This window comes from Pseudomonas sp. VD-NE ins, assembly GCF_031882575.1.
Lineage (GTDB): Bacteria > Pseudomonadota > Gammaproteobacteria > Pseudomonadales > Pseudomonadaceae > Aquipseudomonas > Aquipseudomonas fluorescens_BZ.
Map to the genome: position 1 here is coordinate 5,867,006 of NZ_CP134772.1, position 16,528 is coordinate 5,883,533.

Annotated in this window: 19 protein-coding genes; 6 read left to right on the forward strand and 13 right to left on the reverse strand. The window is 60.7% G+C overall.

The genetic code is table 11. The features are described from left to right. Positions 1 to 21: 21 nt before the first annotated feature. Positions 22 to 1,920: a 1-deoxy-D-xylulose-5-phosphate synthase gene (gene dxs, locus RMV17_RS26165; RefSeq protein WP_311883654.1), complete on the forward strand. Its 1,899-nt coding sequence runs from the start codon at positions 22 to 24 to the stop codon at positions 1,918 to 1,920. A gap of 164 nt (positions 1,921 to 2,084) precedes the next feature. Continuing rightward, the gene (locus tag RMV17_RS26170) at positions 2,085 to 3,992 is read left to right on the forward strand and encodes a TonB-dependent receptor domain-containing protein (RefSeq protein ID WP_311883657.1); all 1,908 of its coding nucleotides are present in this window, start codon (positions 2,085 to 2,087) and stop codon (positions 3,990 to 3,992) included. A 114-nt stretch (positions 3,993 to 4,106) separates the two neighbouring features. On the opposite strand, the gene RMV17_RS26175 is transcribed toward RMV17_RS26170, so the two are convergent. The 12 genes from RMV17_RS26175 to nrdR form a co-directional block, all read right to left on the reverse strand. Then, entirely contained in the window at positions 4,107 to 4,907 is an 801-nt protein-coding gene (locus RMV17_RS26175) for a cobalamin-binding protein (protein ID WP_311883659.1), read from the reverse strand. Next, positions 4,907 to 5,326, reverse strand: a complete 420-nt coding sequence (locus tag RMV17_RS26180) for a hypothetical protein (RefSeq protein WP_034153731.1) — start codon at positions 5,324 to 5,326, stop codon at positions 4,907 to 4,909. The genes RMV17_RS26175 and RMV17_RS26180 overlap by 1 nt, the downstream gene beginning before the upstream one ends. Then, positions 5,323 to 5,940: a GTP cyclohydrolase II gene (gene ribA / locus RMV17_RS26185; protein ID WP_016984117.1), complete on the reverse strand. Its 618-nt coding sequence runs from the start codon at positions 5,938 to 5,940 to the stop codon at positions 5,323 to 5,325. The genes RMV17_RS26180 and ribA overlap by 4 nt, the downstream gene beginning before the upstream one ends. Positions 5,941 to 6,193: 253 nt before the next feature. Then, entirely contained in the window at positions 6,194 to 6,931 is a 738-nt protein-coding gene (locus RMV17_RS26190; protein WP_034153730.1) for a substrate-binding periplasmic protein, read from the reverse strand. Between the two features lie 37 nt (positions 6,932 to 6,968). Further along, positions 6,969 to 7,472, reverse strand: coding sequence for a phosphatidylglycerophosphatase A (locus RMV17_RS26195; RefSeq protein ID WP_011336134.1), 504 nt, complete (start codon positions 7,470 to 7,472; stop codon positions 6,969 to 6,971). Continuing rightward, entirely contained in the window at positions 7,469 to 8,434 is a 966-nt protein-coding gene (thiL, locus tag RMV17_RS26200; protein ID WP_311883664.1) for a thiamine-phosphate kinase, read from the reverse strand. The genes RMV17_RS26195 and thiL overlap by 4 nt, the downstream gene beginning before the upstream one ends. Positions 8,435 to 8,461: 27 nt before the next feature. After that, complete coding sequence (gene nusB, locus RMV17_RS26205) at positions 8,462 to 8,962, reverse strand: transcription antitermination factor NusB (RefSeq protein ID WP_034153728.1); 501 nt, start codon at positions 8,960 to 8,962, stop codon at positions 8,462 to 8,464. Then, positions 8,959 to 9,435, reverse strand: coding sequence for a 6,7-dimethyl-8-ribityllumazine synthase (ribE, locus tag RMV17_RS26210; protein ID WP_003228649.1), 477 nt, complete (start codon positions 9,433 to 9,435; stop codon positions 8,959 to 8,961). Before ribE ends, nusB begins: the two co-directional genes overlap by 4 nt. A 91-nt stretch (positions 9,436 to 9,526) precedes the next feature. After that, positions 9,527 to 10,618: a bifunctional 3,4-dihydroxy-2-butanone-4-phosphate synthase/GTP cyclohydrolase II gene (gene ribBA, locus RMV17_RS26215; protein WP_034153727.1), complete on the reverse strand. Its 1,092-nt coding sequence runs from the start codon at positions 10,616 to 10,618 to the stop codon at positions 9,527 to 9,529. Between the two features lie 16 nt (positions 10,619 to 10,634). Then, the gene (locus RMV17_RS26220; protein ID WP_034153726.1) at positions 10,635 to 11,297 is read right to left on the reverse strand and encodes a riboflavin synthase; all 663 of its coding nucleotides are present in this window, start codon (positions 11,295 to 11,297) and stop codon (positions 10,635 to 10,637) included. A 47-nt stretch (positions 11,298 to 11,344) separates the two neighbouring features. Continuing rightward, on the reverse strand, positions 11,345 to 12,478 hold the full coding sequence (gene ribD, locus RMV17_RS26225) for a bifunctional diaminohydroxyphosphoribosylaminopyrimidine deaminase/5-amino-6-(5-phosphoribosylamino)uracil reductase RibD (RefSeq protein ID WP_311883669.1): 1,134 nt from the start codon (positions 12,476 to 12,478) through the stop codon (positions 11,345 to 11,347). Continuing rightward, the gene (gene nrdR / locus RMV17_RS26230; RefSeq protein ID WP_007910946.1) at positions 12,475 to 12,939 is read right to left on the reverse strand and encodes a transcriptional regulator NrdR; all 465 of its coding nucleotides are present in this window, start codon (positions 12,937 to 12,939) and stop codon (positions 12,475 to 12,477) included. The genes ribD and nrdR overlap by 4 nt, the downstream gene beginning before the upstream one ends. 128 nt (positions 12,940 to 13,067) lie before the next feature. On the opposite strand from nrdR, the gene RMV17_RS26235 reads away from it, so the two are divergent. The 3 genes from RMV17_RS26235 (at position 13,068) to trxA (ending at position 15,253) form a co-directional block, all read left to right on the forward strand. Then, positions 13,068 to 13,532 carry a YbaY family lipoprotein gene (locus tag RMV17_RS26235; RefSeq protein ID WP_034153909.1) on the forward strand — a complete coding sequence of 155 codons (465 nt, stop codon included), beginning with the start codon at positions 13,068 to 13,070 and terminating at the stop codon, positions 13,530 to 13,532. Continuing rightward, entirely contained in the window at positions 13,529 to 14,182 is a 654-nt protein-coding gene (locus tag RMV17_RS26240; protein ID WP_311883672.1) for a 50S ribosomal protein L11 methyltransferase, read from the forward strand. The genes RMV17_RS26235 and RMV17_RS26240 overlap by 4 nt, the downstream gene beginning before the upstream one ends. 198 nt (positions 14,183 to 14,380) lie before the next feature. After that, positions 14,381 to 15,253, forward strand: a complete 873-nt coding sequence (trxA, locus tag RMV17_RS26245) for a thioredoxin (RefSeq protein WP_311883674.1) — start codon at positions 14,381 to 14,383, stop codon at positions 15,251 to 15,253. Positions 15,254 to 15,341: 88 nt separating this feature from the next. Here trxA and RMV17_RS26250 read toward each other — a convergent pair whose 3' ends face one another. Beyond that, on the reverse strand, positions 15,342 to 15,701 hold the full coding sequence (locus tag RMV17_RS26250; protein WP_311883676.1) for a hypothetical protein: 360 nt from the start codon (positions 15,699 to 15,701) through the stop codon (positions 15,342 to 15,344). A 135-nt stretch (positions 15,702 to 15,836) separates the two neighbouring features. On the opposite strand from RMV17_RS26250, the gene RMV17_RS26255 reads away from it, so the two are divergent. Then, complete coding sequence (locus RMV17_RS26255; RefSeq protein WP_311883677.1) at positions 15,837 to 16,430, forward strand: DUF2796 domain-containing protein; 594 nt, start codon at positions 15,837 to 15,839, stop codon at positions 16,428 to 16,430. Positions 16,431 to 16,528: the final 98 nt, after the last annotated feature.

The following is a 16,528-nucleotide window of genomic DNA, read 5'->3' on the forward strand; positions in this document are numbered from 1 at the left end:
ATACCTATAACGATTCGCCTGATGCCCACGACGTTTCATGAGATTCCCCGCAAGCGCCCGACCACGCCCCTGCTCGACCGCGCGAATACGCCGGACGGCCTGCGCCGGTTAGGCGAAGCCGAGCTGGAAACCCTGGCCGATGAGTTGCGCCTGGAATTGCTCTACACGGTCGGTCAGACCGGTGGGCATTTCGGTGCCGGCCTGGGCGTGATCGAGCTGACCATCGCGTTGCATTACGTCTTCGACACGCCAGACGACCGTCTGCTGTGGGACGTTGGTCATCAGGCGTATCCGCACAAGATCCTCACCGGTCGCCGCGAGCGCATGGGCACCCTGCGCCAGAAGGACGGCATCGCCGCTTTCCCGCGTCGCTCCGAGAGCGAGTACGACACTTTTGGCGTCGGCCACTCCAGCACCTCGATCAGCGCTGCGCTGGGCATGGCCATTGCCGCCCGCCTGCAGAACAGCGACCGCAAGGCGATCGCGGTGATCGGCGACGGTGCGTTGACTGCCGGCATGGCCTTCGAGGCGCTGAACCATGCGCCGGAAGTCAACGCCAACATGCTGGTGATCCTCAACGACAACGACATGTCGATCTCGCGCAATGTCGGTGGCCTGTCGAATTATCTGGCGAAGATCCTTTCCAGCCGCACCTACGCGAGCATGCGTGAGGGCAGCAAAAAAGTCCTGTCGCGCCTGCCCGGTGCCTGGGAAATCGCCCGCCGCACCGAAGAATACGCCAAAGGCATGCTGGTCCCCGGCACCCTGTTCGAAGAGCTGGGCTGGAACTACATCGGTCCGATCGACGGCCACGACTTGCCCACGCTGATCGCCACGCTGCGCAACATGCGCGATCTGAAAGGCCCGCAATTCCTGCACATCGTCACCAAGAAAGGCAAAGGCTTCGCCCCGGCGGAAGTCGACCCGATCGGTTACCACGCCATCACCAAACTCGAACCACTGGATGCTCCGGCTGCCGCGCCGAAGCAGGCCGGCGGGCCGAAATACTCGGCAGTGTTTGGCGAATGGCTGTGCGACATGGCCGCATCCGATCCACGCTTGGTCGGGATCACCCCGGCGATGAAGGAAGGTTCGGATCTGGTGGCGTTCAGCGAACGCTTCCCGCTGCGCTACTTCGACGTGGCGATTGCCGAGCAACATGCGGTGACGTTCGCCGCCGGCATGGCCTGCGAAGGCGCAAAACCGGTGGTGGCGATCTACTCGACGTTCTTGCAGCGTGGTTACGACCAACTGGTGCATGACGTCGCGGTGCAGAACCTCGACGTGCTGTTCGCCATCGACCGCGCCGGTCTGGTCGGCGAAGACGGTCCGACTCACGCTGGCAGCTTCGATCTGTCGTACCTGCGTTGCATCCCGGGCATGGTCATCATGACGCCGAGCGATGAAAACGAACTGCGCAAAATGCTCACCACCGGCCACCTGTACAACGGCCCGGCGGCAGTGCGTTATCCACGCGGCAACGGCCCGAATGCGGCCATCGAGAAAGACCTCGAGCCTATCGAAATCGGTAAGGGCATCGTCCGTCGTCAGGGCAGCAAAGTCGCCTTGCTGGTGTTCGGTGTGCAACTGGCCGAGGCGCTGAAAGTTGCTGAGAAGCTTGATGCGACAGTGGTCGACATGCGTTTCGTCAAACCGTTGGATGAAGCGCTGGTGCGCGAGATTGCCGGCAGCCACGAGTTGCTGGTGACGATCGAAGAAAACGCGATCATGGGCGGCGCCGGTGGTGCCGTCAGCGAGTTTCTGGCACGGGAGAACATCCTCAAGTCGATGCTGCATCTGGGCTTGCCGGATGTCTACGTCGAGCACGCCAAGCCTGCGCAAATGCTGGCCGAGTGCGGGCTGGACGAGGCCGGGATCGAAGCGTCGATTCGTGAGCGTCTGGCGTTGCTCAGCCGCTAAATCGCTAAACACACAATCCCTGTGGGAGCGGGCTTGCCCGCGAAGAGGCCGGCACATCCAACATCAATGTTGAATGTGCCGACGCCTTCGCGGGCAAGCCCGCTCCCACAGTGTTTTGTGTAGATCCAAAATGTGTGTACACCTGAAACACCAGTGGACCGTCCATGAAACTCTCGCGCCTCGCCCTGCCCTTCTTCCTGCTGCCATCCGTCAACGCCCTCGCCGATACCTTCGAGCGTGATCAGGCACTGAAACTGCCGGACACGCTGATCTCAGCCAACCGCCAGGTCGAAGCCCGCAACGACAGCAGCGCCGCCAACACGGTATTCACCCGCGAAGACATCGACCGTCTGCAACCGAGCGACGTGCCGGAACTGCTGCGGCGCGTCCCCGGCGTGCAAGTGGCGCAGGCCGGCGGGCGCGGCAGTCTGCCGGGGGTTTACATTCGCGGAACGCAATCGGCGCAGAGTCTGGTGCTGGTCGATGGTCAGCGCATCGGCAGTTCGACCTCTGGTGACAGCAACCTGCAGCACCTGAACATCGAGCAGATCGAACGGGTGGAAGTGCTGCGCGGTTCGCGTTCGGTGATTTACGGCAGCGATGCGATTGGCGGGGTGATTCAGATTTTCACCCGGCGCGGTACTGAGCAAGGTTTGCAGCCACGGATGCACGTCGGTTTCGGCAGCAACCAGACTTGGGAGCGCAGCCTTGGCCTGTCCGGTGGCGATGAGCAAACCCGTTTCAACCTCGGCGCCAGTCTCGATGAGACTGCCGGGATTGACCGCACTAACGAGTCATACCCGAGCGATGGCGATCACGATGCCTATCGCAACAAATCCGTCAGCCTGAGCCTCAGCCACGCATTGACCGATGACATCGAAATCGGCGCCAATCTGTTGGATAACCGTGGCAAGGGCGAGTTCGACAGTCCATTCGGTAGATATGACTACCGAACTAAAATGTCTTACCAACAGCAGCCATATAGCGACTTCAATGTCAGCAGCTTCAGCGGCTACATGGATGCTCGGGTCAACGAACGCTGGAAAACCCGCCTCGAACTCGGTCACAGCGAAAACCGCGAGCAAGTCAAAGACAGACTCAGTGACGAGCACAGCGTATTTAATACATACCGCGACTCGGTGAACTGGCAGAACGATGTGTCCCTGAATTCGCGCAACAGCCTGATTTTGGGTGGAGACTGGTACGAAGATCGAATTAACAGTGATTTTGACGATTTCGGTAGCCGCAATTCCTTGGACGAGGACAGCCGTTGGAACCGCGCAGCATTCATCCAGCATCGTTATCAGGCCGACAGCTTCTCCACGGAACTGGGTCTACGCCACGACGATAATCAGCAATTCGGCAGCCAGAATACCTGGAGCGGCACCTTCACCTTGCCGCTGAACCCGGACAACGATCTGTTGCTGAGCTACAGCGAAGGCTTCCGCGCGCCGACCTTCAATGACCTGTATTACCCCCAATACAGCAACCCGGATCTGAAACCGGAAACCTCGAAAAGCTACGAGCTGCAATGGCGCAGTCAGTTAAGCGACAGCATTCGTCTGGAGGCGTCCCTCTATCAAACGGATTTGAAGGACGCGATTATCTCCGCCGACGGCAGGCCTCCCGAGAACGTCGCTTCGGCGCGAATCAATGGATTTGAAGCGGCACTGAAGCAGGAACTGTTCGACTGGCAGAGCAACCTTGGCGTTTCGATCATCGATCCGCGTGATCGCGATACCGGGCACACCTTGGCCCGGCGTGCTCGTCGGACGTTGAGTTGGGATCTTGATCGGCAGTTTGATCAAGTCAGCCTCGGTGCCAGTTGGCAGGCGGTGAGCAGCAGTTATGACGATCTGAAAAATGAAAACCCGCTGGGTGGTTATGCGTTGTTCGGCTTACGCAGCAGTTGGGCGCTGAACAGCGAGATCAAGCTGGATCTGAAGGTGGATAACCTTTTCGACAAGGGCTACAGCCGCGCAAATTACAGCTACGACGGCAGCCAGTATGGTTATCGCGAGGAAGGTCGGGTGTGGATGTTTGGTGTCACCTGGACCCCCGAAACCCACTGAAATCCCCTGTAGGAGCTGCCGAAGGCTGCGATCTTTTGATCTTGATCTTCGGCGATTCCGACTCAGTCAAACAGCAAAATCAAAAGATCGCAGCCTTCGGCAGCTCCTACAGGGTTACCTGTCCGGCGCGATCAATTGGCAGAGTTTCGCGGTAGCGCTGATCATCTGGCCGCTGGGGCGTTCAAGGCCTTTGTCGGTGATCAGCAACAGATTACCTCGCTTCACCGCCGCCACCTGTGGCCAGGTTTTCCACGCATTCAACTGCGTCTGATCACTCGCCAGAATCACTTCCGGATCTCTCTGCAATACCGCTTCGATGCTGACTTGTGGCGCAGGTAAGGCCAGATCACTGAACACATTCCGCGCCCCGCACACTTCCAGCGCATCGCTGATGATCTGCCCACCGCCGACGGTGTACAGCGGCTTGTCCCAAACCTGATAGAACACCCGCAACGGCACGTCCCGGCGATAGCGCTGGCGCAGTTCCGCGAGTTGTTGGCGCAGCGCCGTCGCTCGTTTAAGCCCACGATCAGGTCGGCCCAATTGCGCGGCAATGGCTTCAATCTGGGTGGTGAGTTGTTCGAGGGAATGCGGTTCAGCGACGAAGGTCGGGATACCCAGACGTTTCAATTGATCACGTTGCGCCGGGCCGACACTGCCGGGCCACAGCAACAACAAATCAGGCGTGAGGCTCAGTAGCTGTTCCATGTCGAGTTGGCCATAGCGGCCGACAGAGGGGACGCTGGCAATTTCAGCCGGCCGCTCACCGGCATCCAGCACACCGACCAACAGATCAGCGGAATCCAGCTCAACGACGATTTCAGAAAGGGACGGCGCGAGGCTGACAACCCGCAGGCCCGCCAGCACCGGAGCCGAGACGGCCAGCAGCAGAACCGCCAGCCACAGACGGCGCATCAGCCGAGTTGACGCGGGATACGGTAGAGATAAAACAGCACTGCAGTGGACAGCGCCAGCAGCATCAGCGGTACGGCTTCGAGACCGACAAACACCGCCAAGGCACCGATCCACGCCGGCAAGGCTGCCACGAGAAAAGCCGCACGACGACGGGCTGCGAGGGCGATCCACGCGGCCGGTTCATCCGCGGTATCGAGGGCTTTTTGCGTGGCGATCAGCGCGTGTTTGTATCGGCCGAAAAACTTCAGGCTGACAAACATTGACGCAACGCCGGCAATAAAGAAGGGCATCGCCAATACCGGCAGAATTCCTTCGCCCTGACCAAACAAAGCGTTGAGTACGAACAGCGGCACCAGCGCCAGCGCGAGGTATTTCCACCAATCGACCGACAACCGGCGCCGCACCTGACCCCGCGTCACGCGCGATCGACCTCGCCCTGATGCTCGTTGCCCATCATGTGATCGAGCTTGCTGGCTTTGGTCGCCAGGTAGAGTTTGTTGTGCGGGTTGTGACCGGTGTGCAACGGCACGCGCTCGGCGACGGTGATGCCCATGTCGGTCAAGGCTTTGACCTTGCGCGGGTTGTTGGTCATCAGACGCAGGGACTTCACACCCAGATGTTCAAGCATCGGCAGGCACATCGCGTAGTCGCGCTGGTCAGCGGCAAAGCCCAGACGTTCGTTGGCTTCAACGGTGTCGGCGCCGCCGTCCTGCAACTCATAGGCGCGGATCTTGTTCAGCAGACCGATGCCGCGACCTTCCTGGCGCAGGTAGAGCAACACGCCACGGCCTTCACGGGCGATGGCTTTAAGCGCGCCTTCCAGTTGCGAACCGCAGTCGCAGCGCTGGCTGAACAAGGCATCGCCGGTCAGGCATTCGGAGTGCAAACGGCCGAGAACCGGAGCACCGTCAGCAATTTCACCCAGGCTCAGCACGACGTGCTCGCGACCGGTGGCTTCATCGAGAAAACCGTGCATGGTGAATTGCGCAAAAGGCGTTGGCAGCTTGGAAGCGGCGACAAAGACGACAGGCACCGGTGTGCTCCTGATCTAAAGAGTCTGAAAATTCGCAGGCCGGCATTGTAACAGCAGGTTCCTACAGACGCTTAGGCTGAATTATCGGGCATAACGATCAAAAAGTTTGATAACTACCCACGGACACGTCGATCCCTGTGGGAGCTGGCTTGCCAGCGATGGCGTTCTATCAGCAGCCATTCTGGGGACTGACCCACCGCTATCGCTGGCAAGCCAGCTCCCACAGGGTTTGGCATGCACCGCGAGTACGTGGTCAATTCGAGGTGAAGGGATACGGCTGCTTCCACTTCTCGAAGATCGGCTTCAACTCGCCGCTCTTCACCAACTGCTCCATACGCTGGTCGTACAGCGCCATCAGCGCTCGCGCCTGTGGAGTGTCGGCAAACCCGATAAACAGCGGCAGCTCGGCCAGGTGTGAATAGCGATACTGCGCTGGATCGGCTGCGGTTTTCACCACCGCTTCAATCTCGGTCAGCGCATCGATGTAGTAATCCGCCCGCCCCTGTTTGAGCATCGACAGGATCCCGGTACGCCGCTCGATCTGGTTGTAACGCTTGATATTCGGCAGGTAGTTTTCGTAGCGATAACCACGCACCCAGGCCAGACGATACTTGCCCAGCGTCGCCTGGGTGGGCGACGGATTGCTCGCCAGCCCCAATGCATAGATGTGGTCGGAATCGAAGTTCCAGTGCGGATACAAGACCTGCTCGGCCTCGTCGCGGTAGGAGCCAACCAGCGCGTCGACTTCCTTCAACTGCACCAGCCCGACCGAACGAGTGTAAGGCACGCTGCGGATATCCAGCTTGACCCCGGCCGGCTCGAACACCTTGCGCAGCACGTCCCAAGCCAGACCATGGCCGTCGGCAGCGGTGTAGTCTTGCCAGTCTTCGCTGGCCAGATGGATGACCGCCGGCGTCGGCGCAACTTCCTGCGCACCGGCCACGGTACTCAGCAAAGCCAAAACCACTAACGCCAACCAGCGTCGAGCCATCCCTCGTCCCCTCACTTGACCCCGATATCCCTTGGAATCAGGCGAAAACCCACACCAGACCCTGCATCGCCAGCCAGGCAAACACACCGGCCAGCACGTCGTCAAGCATGATGCCGACGCCGCCATGCACATGCCGGTCGATCCAGCGAATCGGCCACGGCTTGAGAATGTCGAAGAAGCGGAACACCAGAAAACCCGCGAGCAACCAGTACCAGCCTTCCGGTACGAGCCACAGGGTGATCCACATGCCGACCATTTCGTCCCAGACGATGCCTTCGTGGTCGTGTACCCGCAGATCGTCAGCCACTTTGCCGCACAGCCAGAAGCCGAACAGCATGGTGATCCCGAGCATCAGCCAGTAACCCCAGTCGGGCAGCATCTGCCACAACGGGATGAAGGGTAGCGCAACTAACGAACCCCACGTGCCCGGGGCTTTCGGCAAGGTGCCGGAACCAAAACCGAACGCGAGGAAATGCCAGGGATTGCGCCAGACCGACGGCGGAACGAATTCGGCCGGAACCTGTTTCGGGTGATCTGTCACGGTGTCTCCTGAAAATGTTGATAGCCCCGGATTTGCGGGGTGATGTCGTGCCCTTCGCGATCAAGCAGAATCACGCCCTGACCTTCTGCCACACGACCGATCACATGGATCGGCCAATCATTGGCCATCAGTGCCGGCAACTCGACGGACGGCAAGGTGAACGCCAGCACGTAATCATCGCCACCGCTCAGCGCGGCACGCTCGGCGCCGCGCTGACCGAGGAACGCCACTAATGCATCCGACAGCGGTACACGCTCGCGTTCAATCTCAAGTCGCACCTTTGAGGCCAGCGCAATGTGACCGCAGTCGGCGAGCAGGCCATCGGAGATGTCCAGCGCCGACGTGGCTTTGCCACGCAGGGCCTGGCCGAGGGCGAGTTGCGGTTGCGGCGACCAGTAATGATCGAGCAGCGGTTGGGCGATATGAGGTTCGGCGTCACGCTGACCGAGCACCAAAGGCAAGGCGCCGGCCGCATTGCCCAGTTCTCCGCCGACACACAGCAAATCGCCCGGCTGCGCACCGCTACGGGTCAATGCCTGACCCGCCGGCACTCGACCAAACACAGTTACCGTCAGACTCAACGGCCCGCGCGTGGTATCGCCGCCGACCAGCGCAACGCCGCAGCGCTGCGCCATGCGGTTCAAACCGCTGGCATAGGCTTGCAGCCAATCGGCGGTCACCGTCGGTACAGTCAGGGCAAGGGTAAAGGCAACGGGCGTGGCGCCCATGGCGGCCAGATCGCTGACCGCGACGGCCAGCGAGCGCTGACCGAGCAGAAACGGATCGCAGGGGTCGGCGAAATGCACACCGGCCACCAGCGTATCGGTAGAGATCGCCAGCTGTTCCCCGGGGGGCACAGCGAGCAAGGCGCAGTCATCGCCGATCCCCAGAGCAACGCCTTCGCCGCCCTGCGCACAAGGCGCGGCGGCGAAGAAATTGCGGATCAGCTCAAACTCGCCCATGGCTGAGACAAAGGATTCAAGCGCCGATCAGCGCTTGAACGCCTTCACTTCAGCTTCACGCAGGCGCGGAGCCAGCTTGTCGAGCACACCGTTGACGAACTTGTGACCGTCGGTGGAACCGTAGACTTTCGCCAGCTCGATCCCTTCGTTGATCACAACGCGGTATGGCACGTCGACACGCTTGAGCAGTTCCCAGGTCGACAGGCGCAGTACGCACAGTTCAACCGGGTCCAGCTCTTCGATGGTCAGGTCCAGGCACGGCGCCAACGCAGTGTCGATCTCGGTCAGACTGGCCGGAACACCGTGCAGGATGTCGTGGAAGTAGCTGGCATCGGCGAAGGTGAAATCGTTGTCGACGCGAAACTGCGCTTCGATTTCGTTCAGCGAAGTACTGGCCATATGGCGCTGGTACAACGCTTGAGTCGCCAGCTGACGGGCAGCGCGGCGCTTTTCACTTTTCGAAGGCTTGCCGGCGTCCGTTGGACGCGGTTCGCGCGGGTTGAAACGATCGCTTTCGTCGCTAATCACTTGGCCTCCAACTGTGCCAGCAGGCTGACCATTTCCAGTGCGGACAGGGCAGCTTCGGCACCTTTGTTACCGGCCTTGGTGCCGGAACGTTCGATGGCTTGCTCGATGGAATCAACAGTCAGGACGCCGAAAGCGACCGGAACGCCGAATTCCATGGACACCTGGGCCAGACCCTTGGTGCACTCGCCTGCCACGTATTCGAAGTGCGGAGTACCGCCACGAATGACCGCGCCGAGGGCGATGATGGCTGCGAACTCACCTTTCTGGGCGACTTTCTGCGCTACCAGCGGGATTTCGAAGGCGCCAGGTGCGCGGATGATGGTGATGTCGCTTTCGCTCACGCCGTGGCGAACCAGGGCATCAACTGCACCGCTGACCAGGCTTTCAACAACGAAGCTGTTGAAGCGGCCCACTACCAAAGCGTAGCGGCCTTTAGGGGCGATGAAGGTACCTTCGATGGTCTTCAGGGTCATTCGTCAGTTCTCTTAAAGAGCCGGGACGCGTCTGCTACGCGTCCCTCAGTGATTTATTTGCCGCGAATTCGGGTCCGGAAACAACCGGTCATTATTCGGAGGGCACGTATTCTACAACTTCCAGATCGAAACCGGATATCGCATTAAATTTCATTGGCGCAGACATCAAGCGCATTTTGCGTACACCGAGGTCACGCAGGATCTGCGAACCGGCACCGACGATGCTGTAAGTCGTCGGCTTTTTCGGCGCTGCCTGATCACCGGTTTCACGGATATGCGCCAGCAACACGTCGCCATCGAGCGGGTGACCGAGCAACAGCACCACACCGCTGCCCGCCTCGGCAACCGCAGCCATGGCGGCGCGCAGGCTCCAGCGGCCCGGCTGCTTGACCATCAACAGGTCGCGCAGCGGGTCCATGTTGTGTACGCGAACCAGCGTTGGTTCTTCAGCGCAAACGGTGCCCAGGGTCAGCGCCATGTGCACATCGCCTTCCACCGAATCACGATAGGTCACCAGGTTGAATTGGCCCAGTTCGCTGTCCAGTGGCTGCTCGGCAATCCGCTGAACGGTACGTTCGTGGATCATCCGGTAGTGAATCAGGTCGGCAATGGTGCCGATCTTGATGTTGTGCTCAGCGGCGAATGCTTCCAGTTCGGCCCGACGGGACATGGTGCCGTCGTCGTTCATCACTTCGCAGATCACCCCGCTCGGCTCGAAACCGGCCATGCGCGCGAGGTCGCAAGCGGCTTCGGTGTGACCGGCGCGAGCGAGGGTGCCGCCGGCCTGGGCCATCAGCGGGAAGATGTGGCCCGGGCTGACGATGTCTTCAGCCTTGGCGTCCTTGGCGGCAGCCGCTTGCACGGTGCGCGCACGGTCAGCGGCGGAGATGCCGGTGGTCACGCCTTCGGCGGCTTCGATCGAGACGGTGAACTTGGTACCGAAACCGGAACCGTTGCGCGGCGCCATCAGCGGCAGCTTCAACAGTTCGCAGCGCTCGCGGCTCATCGGCATGCAGATCAGGCCACGGGCGTGCTTGGCCATGAAGTTGATGTGCTCGGCCTGACAGCATTCGGCGGCCATGATCAGGTCGCCTTCGTTCTCGCGGTCTTCGTCATCCATGAGGATGACCATCTTGCCTTGGCGGATGTCTTCAACCAGTTCTTCGATGCTATTGAGCGCCACAAGGCACCCCCTTCAGTCAGGATTTGAGATAGCCGTTGGCGGCCAGAAAGCTTTCGGTGATGCCACCAGCGCTCGGCTCTGCGGCCTTGTCGCCGAGGAGGAGGCGCTCCAGATACCGCGCCAGCAAGTCAACTTCCAGATTCACCCGGCGACCTGGCTTGTACGACGCCATGATGGTTTCGCTCAAGGTGTGCGGAATGATCGTCAGCATGAACTCGGCGCCATCGACCGCGTTGACGGTCAGGCTGGTGCCGTCGACAGTGATCGAGCCTTTATGAGCGATGTATTTGGCCAGCTCTTTCGGCGCACGGATGCAAAATTCCACGGCGCGGGCATTGTCACTGCGCGAGACGATTTCGCCGACGCCGTCGACGTGGCCGCTGACCAGATGCCCGCCGAGACGGGTGGTCGGGGTCAAAGCTTTTTCCAGATTGACCGGGCTGCCGCTTTTCAGGTCGTTCATGGCGGTGCAGTCCAGCGTTTCGCGGCTGACGTCGGCGGCAAAGCCGTCGCCCGGCAGCTCAACGGCGGTCAGGCAAACGCCGTTGACTGCAATGCTGTCGCCGAGTTTGACGTCGCTCAGGTCGAGCTTGCCGGTGGCGACGTGGACCCGCACATCACCGCCCTTTGGGGTCAGTGCGCGGATACTGCCGATGGATTCGATAATGCCGGTAAACATGGGGTTCTCCTTGAGAACTGAGCCAGCGTAATAACGATGGCCGGGAATTATACGCTCGGCGAAAGAACAGGGATGGCAGTGACTCGCCAGTCATCGCCCACCGCGCGAATTTCAATGATTTTCAGCTCCGGGGCGTCCTTCATATAGGCCAGCGGCCAGTCCAGCAGCGGACGCGCCGTGGAACCGAGAAACTTGCCGGCGATGAAGATCACGAACTCGTCGACCAGACCAAGCTGAGCAAAGGCTCCGGCCAAGCGTGGGCCAGCTTCGACCAGCACTTCGTTGGTGCCACGATTGGCCAGTTCAATCAGTAATTGATGCAGATCGACCTGGCCGTCTTCACCCGGCACGATCAGGCACTCGGGGCCGTGAGCGTATTGCTCTTCGATCGCGACACAGGTGGCGACCAACGCCGGGCCGGCCTTGAAGAACGGTGCATCCAGCGGCACCCGCAGGCGGCCGTCGATCAGCACGCGCAGCGGCGGGCGACTCATGGCCAGCGCGGTTTGCTCGGCATCCAGACCCAACTCGTCGGCACGCACGGTTAAACGCGCGCCGTCGGCCAGCACCGTGTCGGCGCCAGTCAGCACCACGGCGGCCTGAGCGCGCAAACGCTGGACGGCCGAACGTGCGGCCGGGCCGGTGATCCATTGGCTCTCGCCGCTTTCCATCGCAGTGCGACCGTCAAGGCTCATGGCCAACTTGACCCGCACAAACGGCAAGCCGTGTTCCATGCGTTTCAGGAAACCTTGATTGAGCCTACGGGCTTCGGCTTCCAGCACACCACTTTCAGTGGCGATACCGGCATCGGCCAGACGCTGCAAACCACGACCGGCAACTTGCGGATTGGGATCACGCATCGCTGCCACCACACGAGCGACACCGGCATTCACCAGCGCATCGGCACACGGCGGCGTACGCCCGTGGTGGCTGCACGGTTCGAGGGTCACATAAGCAGTAGCGCCACGGGCCAGTTCACCAGCGGCGCGCAACGCATGGACTTCGGCGTGGGGTTCGCCGGCGCGTTCATGCCAGCCTTCGCCGACAATCAGCCCGTCACGCACCACCACGCAACCGACCCGAGGATTGGGGTGCGTGGTGTAGTGACCTTTGCGCGCCAGTTCCAGCGCGCGGGCCATGAAGTGGGCATCGAGGATGGCCTGCTCGGCGACGGTGGTCATTCTTTCACCGGTTCGCGGGCGAGGCGGTCGATCTCTTCGCGGAATTCGTTGAGGTCCTGAAAGCGCTTGTACACCGAAGCGAAACGGATGTAGGCGACTTCATCAAGCTTTTGCAGCTCGGCCATGACCAGTTCGCCGACCACGAGGGATTTGACCTCGCGCTCGCCGGTGGCGCGCAGCTTGTGCTTGATGTGAACCAGAGAGGATTCGAGGCGCTCGACGCTCACCGGACGTTTCTCCAGGGCGCGTTGCATGCCGGCGCGGAGTTTTTCTTCGTCGAACGGTTGGCGGCTGCCGTCGGTTTTGATCAGGCGCGGCAACACCAGTTCGGCCGTCTCGAACGTCGTGAAACGCTCGCCGCAGGCCAGGCATTCACGCCGGCGGCGCACCTGTTCGCCCTCGGCGACCAGACGCGAGTCGATGACCTTGGTGTCGTTGGCACCGCAGAAGGGACAGTGCATGGTGGCTGGCAACAAAAAAAGGGAGGGCCATGGTAGCGCATCCCGGTGGCAAGACAAGCCATAGGCTTTGCGGTATACAGAACGGCATGATCGTTTGATCCATGGATTTCATTTTGCCGGAGCATCCAATGCCGTTACGTCCGCTCGTTTTGCTCAGTCTTTTCAGCCTGCTGGTGGCCTGTGGCAGCGATGCACCCAAGCCCCAGCCGCCAACGCCGGGACCTGCGCCGCAGCAAGCGCAGAAAAAAGCCAAAGAGGCCGCCGAGCTTGGCCCGCTGCCGGCTTATCAACGGGAACTGAGCGGCACCCTGCAAGGCGTACCGGCCGGCGCCGAAGTCGAACTGGCGCTGCTGGTGATCGACGAAAAGGATCGCCCGCAACAATTGCTCGCCAGTTCCAGCCTGATCGGCAACAACCAGGTTCTGCCGTTTCGCCTGCGCTTCAACCCGGACGCCTTCCCGGCCGGCGCGCGGGTTGAGCTGCGCGGCCGCGCCAGCCAGTCCGGTCAGTTGATCCTGCACCTGCCGTCGCAAACCATCAGCCAGCCGACCACTCAGGCGCTGGGCCAACTGCAATTTGTCAAAGCACCATGACTGCACCGCTCGACCTGCAACAGGCGTTAGGTGAATTGCTCGGCGACGCCAGACTCAAGGTCTGTGCGTTGCCGGACACCGATTTAAAGTTGTGGCTGATTGATGGCGACAACATGGATCGCCAATTCAGTCAGGAAGAAATCCAGCGAATTCTGCACGAGCCACCGTATTGGGGATTCTGCTGGGCCAGCGGTCTGGCGGTGGCGCGTTACCTGGCCGAGTTCCCCGAGTGGGTGCGTGGCAAGCGTGTGCTGGATTTCGGCGCCGGTTCCGGAATTGCCGGGATCGCGGCGGTGAAGGCCGGGGCGCTGGAAGTGGTGGCGTGCGATCTCGATCCGCTGGCGATTGCCGCGTGCAGAGCGAACGCCGAGCTCAATGATGTGCAAATGCGTTATTCGACGGATTTCTTTGCCGAGGCCGATCGGTTTGATCTGATTCTGGTGGCGGACGTGTTGTACGACCGGGCGAATCTGCCGTTGCTTGATGCGTTCTTAAGTCGTGGCCGTGAAGCGCTGGTGGCGGATTCACGGGTTCGGGATTTTCGCCATCCGTTGTATGAGCGTATTGAAATGCTTGAGGCGTTGACCTTGCCGGATCTGGCCGAGCCTGAGGAATTTCGGCATGTCAGCCTGTACCACGCGCGGCGCTAGCCAAAAGCATCGCGGGCAAGCCCGCTCCCACAGTGACCTAGTCGAACCAACATTTCGTATACGACACAGAACCCTGTGGGAGCTGGCTTGCCAGCGATGGCGTCCTGCCTAGCGGTACACCTCTCAAATCTGCCCCGCTTCCGGCCACCCCCCGCCAAGCCGTATAGTTGCCCCATCCACGCTTTGACGAGATTCCCCATGAGTGAGCAAACGCCGTACATCTTCGACGCCACGACGGCCGATTTCGACCAGTCGGTGATCGAGGCCTCTTTCAACAAACCGGTGCTGGTGGATTTCTGGGCCGAATGGTGTGCGCCGTGCAAGGCGTTGATGCCGATGCTGCAGGGCATTGCCGAGAGTTATCAGGGCGAGTTGCTGCTGGCCAAGGTCAACTGCGACATCGAGCAGGACATCGTCGCCCGCTTTGGTATTCGCAGCCTGCCGACCGTGGTGCTGTTCAAGGACGGTCAACCGGTCGACGGCTTTGCCGGTGCACAACCGGAATCCGCCGTGCGCGCCTTGCTTGAGCCGCATGTGCAAATGCCACCGCCGGCCGCCACCGATCCGTTCGAACAGGCTCAAGCGTTGTTCGATGACGGCCGTTACGCCGATGCCGAAGCAGCGCTGGTGGTGATGCTCACTGAGGACAACACAAACGCCAAGGCACTGATCCTCTACGCGCGTTGCCTGACTGAGCGCGGCGAACTGGATGAAGCGCAAACCGTGCTGGATGCGGTCAAGAGTGATGAGCACAAGGCTGCACTGGCCGGAGCCAAGGCGCAGATCAAGTTCCTCGGTCTGGCTCGCGACCTGCCGGATGCCGCTGATTTGAAAGCGCGCCTGGCGAAAGATCCACAGGACGACGAAGCGGTGTATCAACTCGCGATCCAGCAACTGGCTCGTCAGCAGTACGAAGCGGCGCTGGAGGCGATGCTCAAGCTGTTTATCCGCAACCGCAACTATGGCGAAGGTCTGCCGCACAAGACCTTGCTGCAGGTGTTCGAGCTGCTGGGCAATGATCATCCGTTGGTGACGATGTACCGCCGCAAGATGTTTGCTGCGCTTTATTAAGATCAAAAGATCGCAGCCTGCGGCAGCTCCTACATTGGGATCGTGTACACCCTTGTAGGAGCTGCCGCAGGCTGCGATCTTTTGCGGTTCATTCGATCCAGCTGTAGAGCGGCGTATCCCCGCCACTCACCACTTTCACGTCCGAACTGTGGCGCAAGCGCACCAACAAGCGCTTGCCCGCCGCCGCGCTGCCGGTCAAGCCTTCCAGTTGATCAAGCAGATCCGGCCCGCTGAGTTGCCCGGCCTTGCGCAACAGATCCTTGGCCAGTTGCCACAAGGCATCGTCCTGATTCAGCGGTTTCGTCGCTGGGGCTGATGCAACCGCCTCAGATTGAGCGACCGGCGCCTGCCCATTCAGCGCTGAACCGAGCTTCGCCCAGTCGTTGTCATCCAACTCTACCGTCAAGTCCACCGGCACATCGCCGACGGTTCCGCGTATCCGCAACATTGAGTTCGCTCCCGCACATTTCTGACCTGCATGCTCCCACGGGACTTGTGCAACGCCAAGCGCACGGGCAAACTCTGCGCACTTTCGTTATAAGATTACATAACAAACTCTTCACTTTACTTCCCGGAGACCGCCATGCGTCGTCTGCTGCTCGCTTTGCCGTTTGCCCTGTTGCCGCTGGCCATCGCCCACGCTGCCGATGAGCACGATCACGACCATGAACACGGCAGCCTTGGCGCGCACGAACATGGCGTCGGTCGACTGAACGCCGCGCTGGATGGTCAGACCCTGGAGCTGGAGCTGGAAAGCCCGGCGATGAACCTCGTCGGTTTCGAACACGTCGCCACCAGCGATGCCGACAAGGCCAAAGTCGCTGCCGCCCGCGCACAACTGGAAAAACCGCTGGCTCTGTTCAGCCTGCCGTCTGCTGCCGGTTGCAAAGTCGTCAGCCAGGAACTGGAAAGCCCGTTGTTCGACGACAAGCCGGATGCAGACGACCATGACGCAGATGAAGCGGACAAGGACGGTCACGAGCATCACCATGACCACAGCGAAATCCATGCGCATTACCAATTCAGCTGTGCCACGCCGGGCGCGCTGAAGACGCTGGATCTGACGAACGTCTTCAAGACCTTCCCGGCAACGCAGAAAATTCAGGTACAACTGATCAGCGCCAGCGGCCAGCAAGGCACCGAAGTGACGGCCAAGGCTGCCTCGCTGAAATTCTAAGCCTCACCGAAATACCCTTGTGGGAGCGAGCTTGCTCGCGAATGCGATTCGTCAGGCGCCTCTGGATTGACTGATCTACCGCTTTCGCGAGCAAGCTC

Bases quoted from the DNA above. Each gene is read 5' to 3' on its own strand.
- RMV17_RS26220 (WP_034153726.1), bottom strand. From the start codon at position 11,297: ATGTTTACCGGCATTATCGAATCCATCGGCAGTATCCGCGCACTGACC.
- RMV17_RS26250 (WP_311883676.1), bottom strand. From the start codon at position 15,701: ATGTTGCGGATACGCGGAACCGTCGGCGATGTGCCGGTGGACTTGACG.
- RMV17_RS26175 (WP_311883659.1), bottom strand. From the start codon at position 4,907: ATGCGCCGTCTGTGGCTGGCGGTTCTGCTGCTGGCCGTCTCGGCTCCG.
- RMV17_RS26255 (WP_311883677.1), top strand. From the start codon at position 15,837: ATGCGTCGTCTGCTGCTCGCTTTGCCGTTTGCCCTGTTGCCGCTGGCC.
- ribE (WP_003228649.1), bottom strand. From the start codon at position 9,435: ATGACCCTGAAGACCATCGAAGGTACCTTCATCGCCCCTAAAGGCCGC.
- RMV17_RS26170 (WP_311883657.1), top strand. From the start codon at position 2,085: ATGAAACTCTCGCGCCTCGCCCTGCCCTTCTTCCTGCTGCCATCCGTC.
- nrdR (WP_007910946.1), bottom strand. From the start codon at position 12,939: ATGCACTGTCCCTTCTGCGGTGCCAACGACACCAAGGTCATCGACTCG.
- dxs (WP_311883654.1), top strand. From the start codon at position 22: ATGCCCACGACGTTTCATGAGATTCCCCGCAAGCGCCCGACCACGCCC.
- RMV17_RS26235 (WP_034153909.1), top strand. From the start codon at position 13,068: ATGCCGTTACGTCCGCTCGTTTTGCTCAGTCTTTTCAGCCTGCTGGTG.
- RMV17_RS26190 (WP_034153730.1), bottom strand. From the start codon at position 6,931: ATGGCTCGACGCTGGTTGGCGTTAGTGGTTTTGGCTTTGCTGAGTACC.
- trxA (WP_311883674.1), top strand. From the start codon at position 14,381: ATGAGTGAGCAAACGCCGTACATCTTCGACGCCACGACGGCCGATTTC.
- thiL (WP_311883664.1), bottom strand. From the start codon at position 8,434: ATGGGCGAGTTTGAGCTGATCCGCAATTTCTTCGCCGCCGCGCCTTGT.
- ribD (WP_311883669.1), bottom strand. From the start codon at position 12,478: ATGACCACCGTCGCCGAGCAGGCCATCCTCGATGCCCACTTCATGGCC.
- RMV17_RS26240 (WP_311883672.1), top strand. From the start codon at position 13,529: ATGACTGCACCGCTCGACCTGCAACAGGCGTTAGGTGAATTGCTCGGC.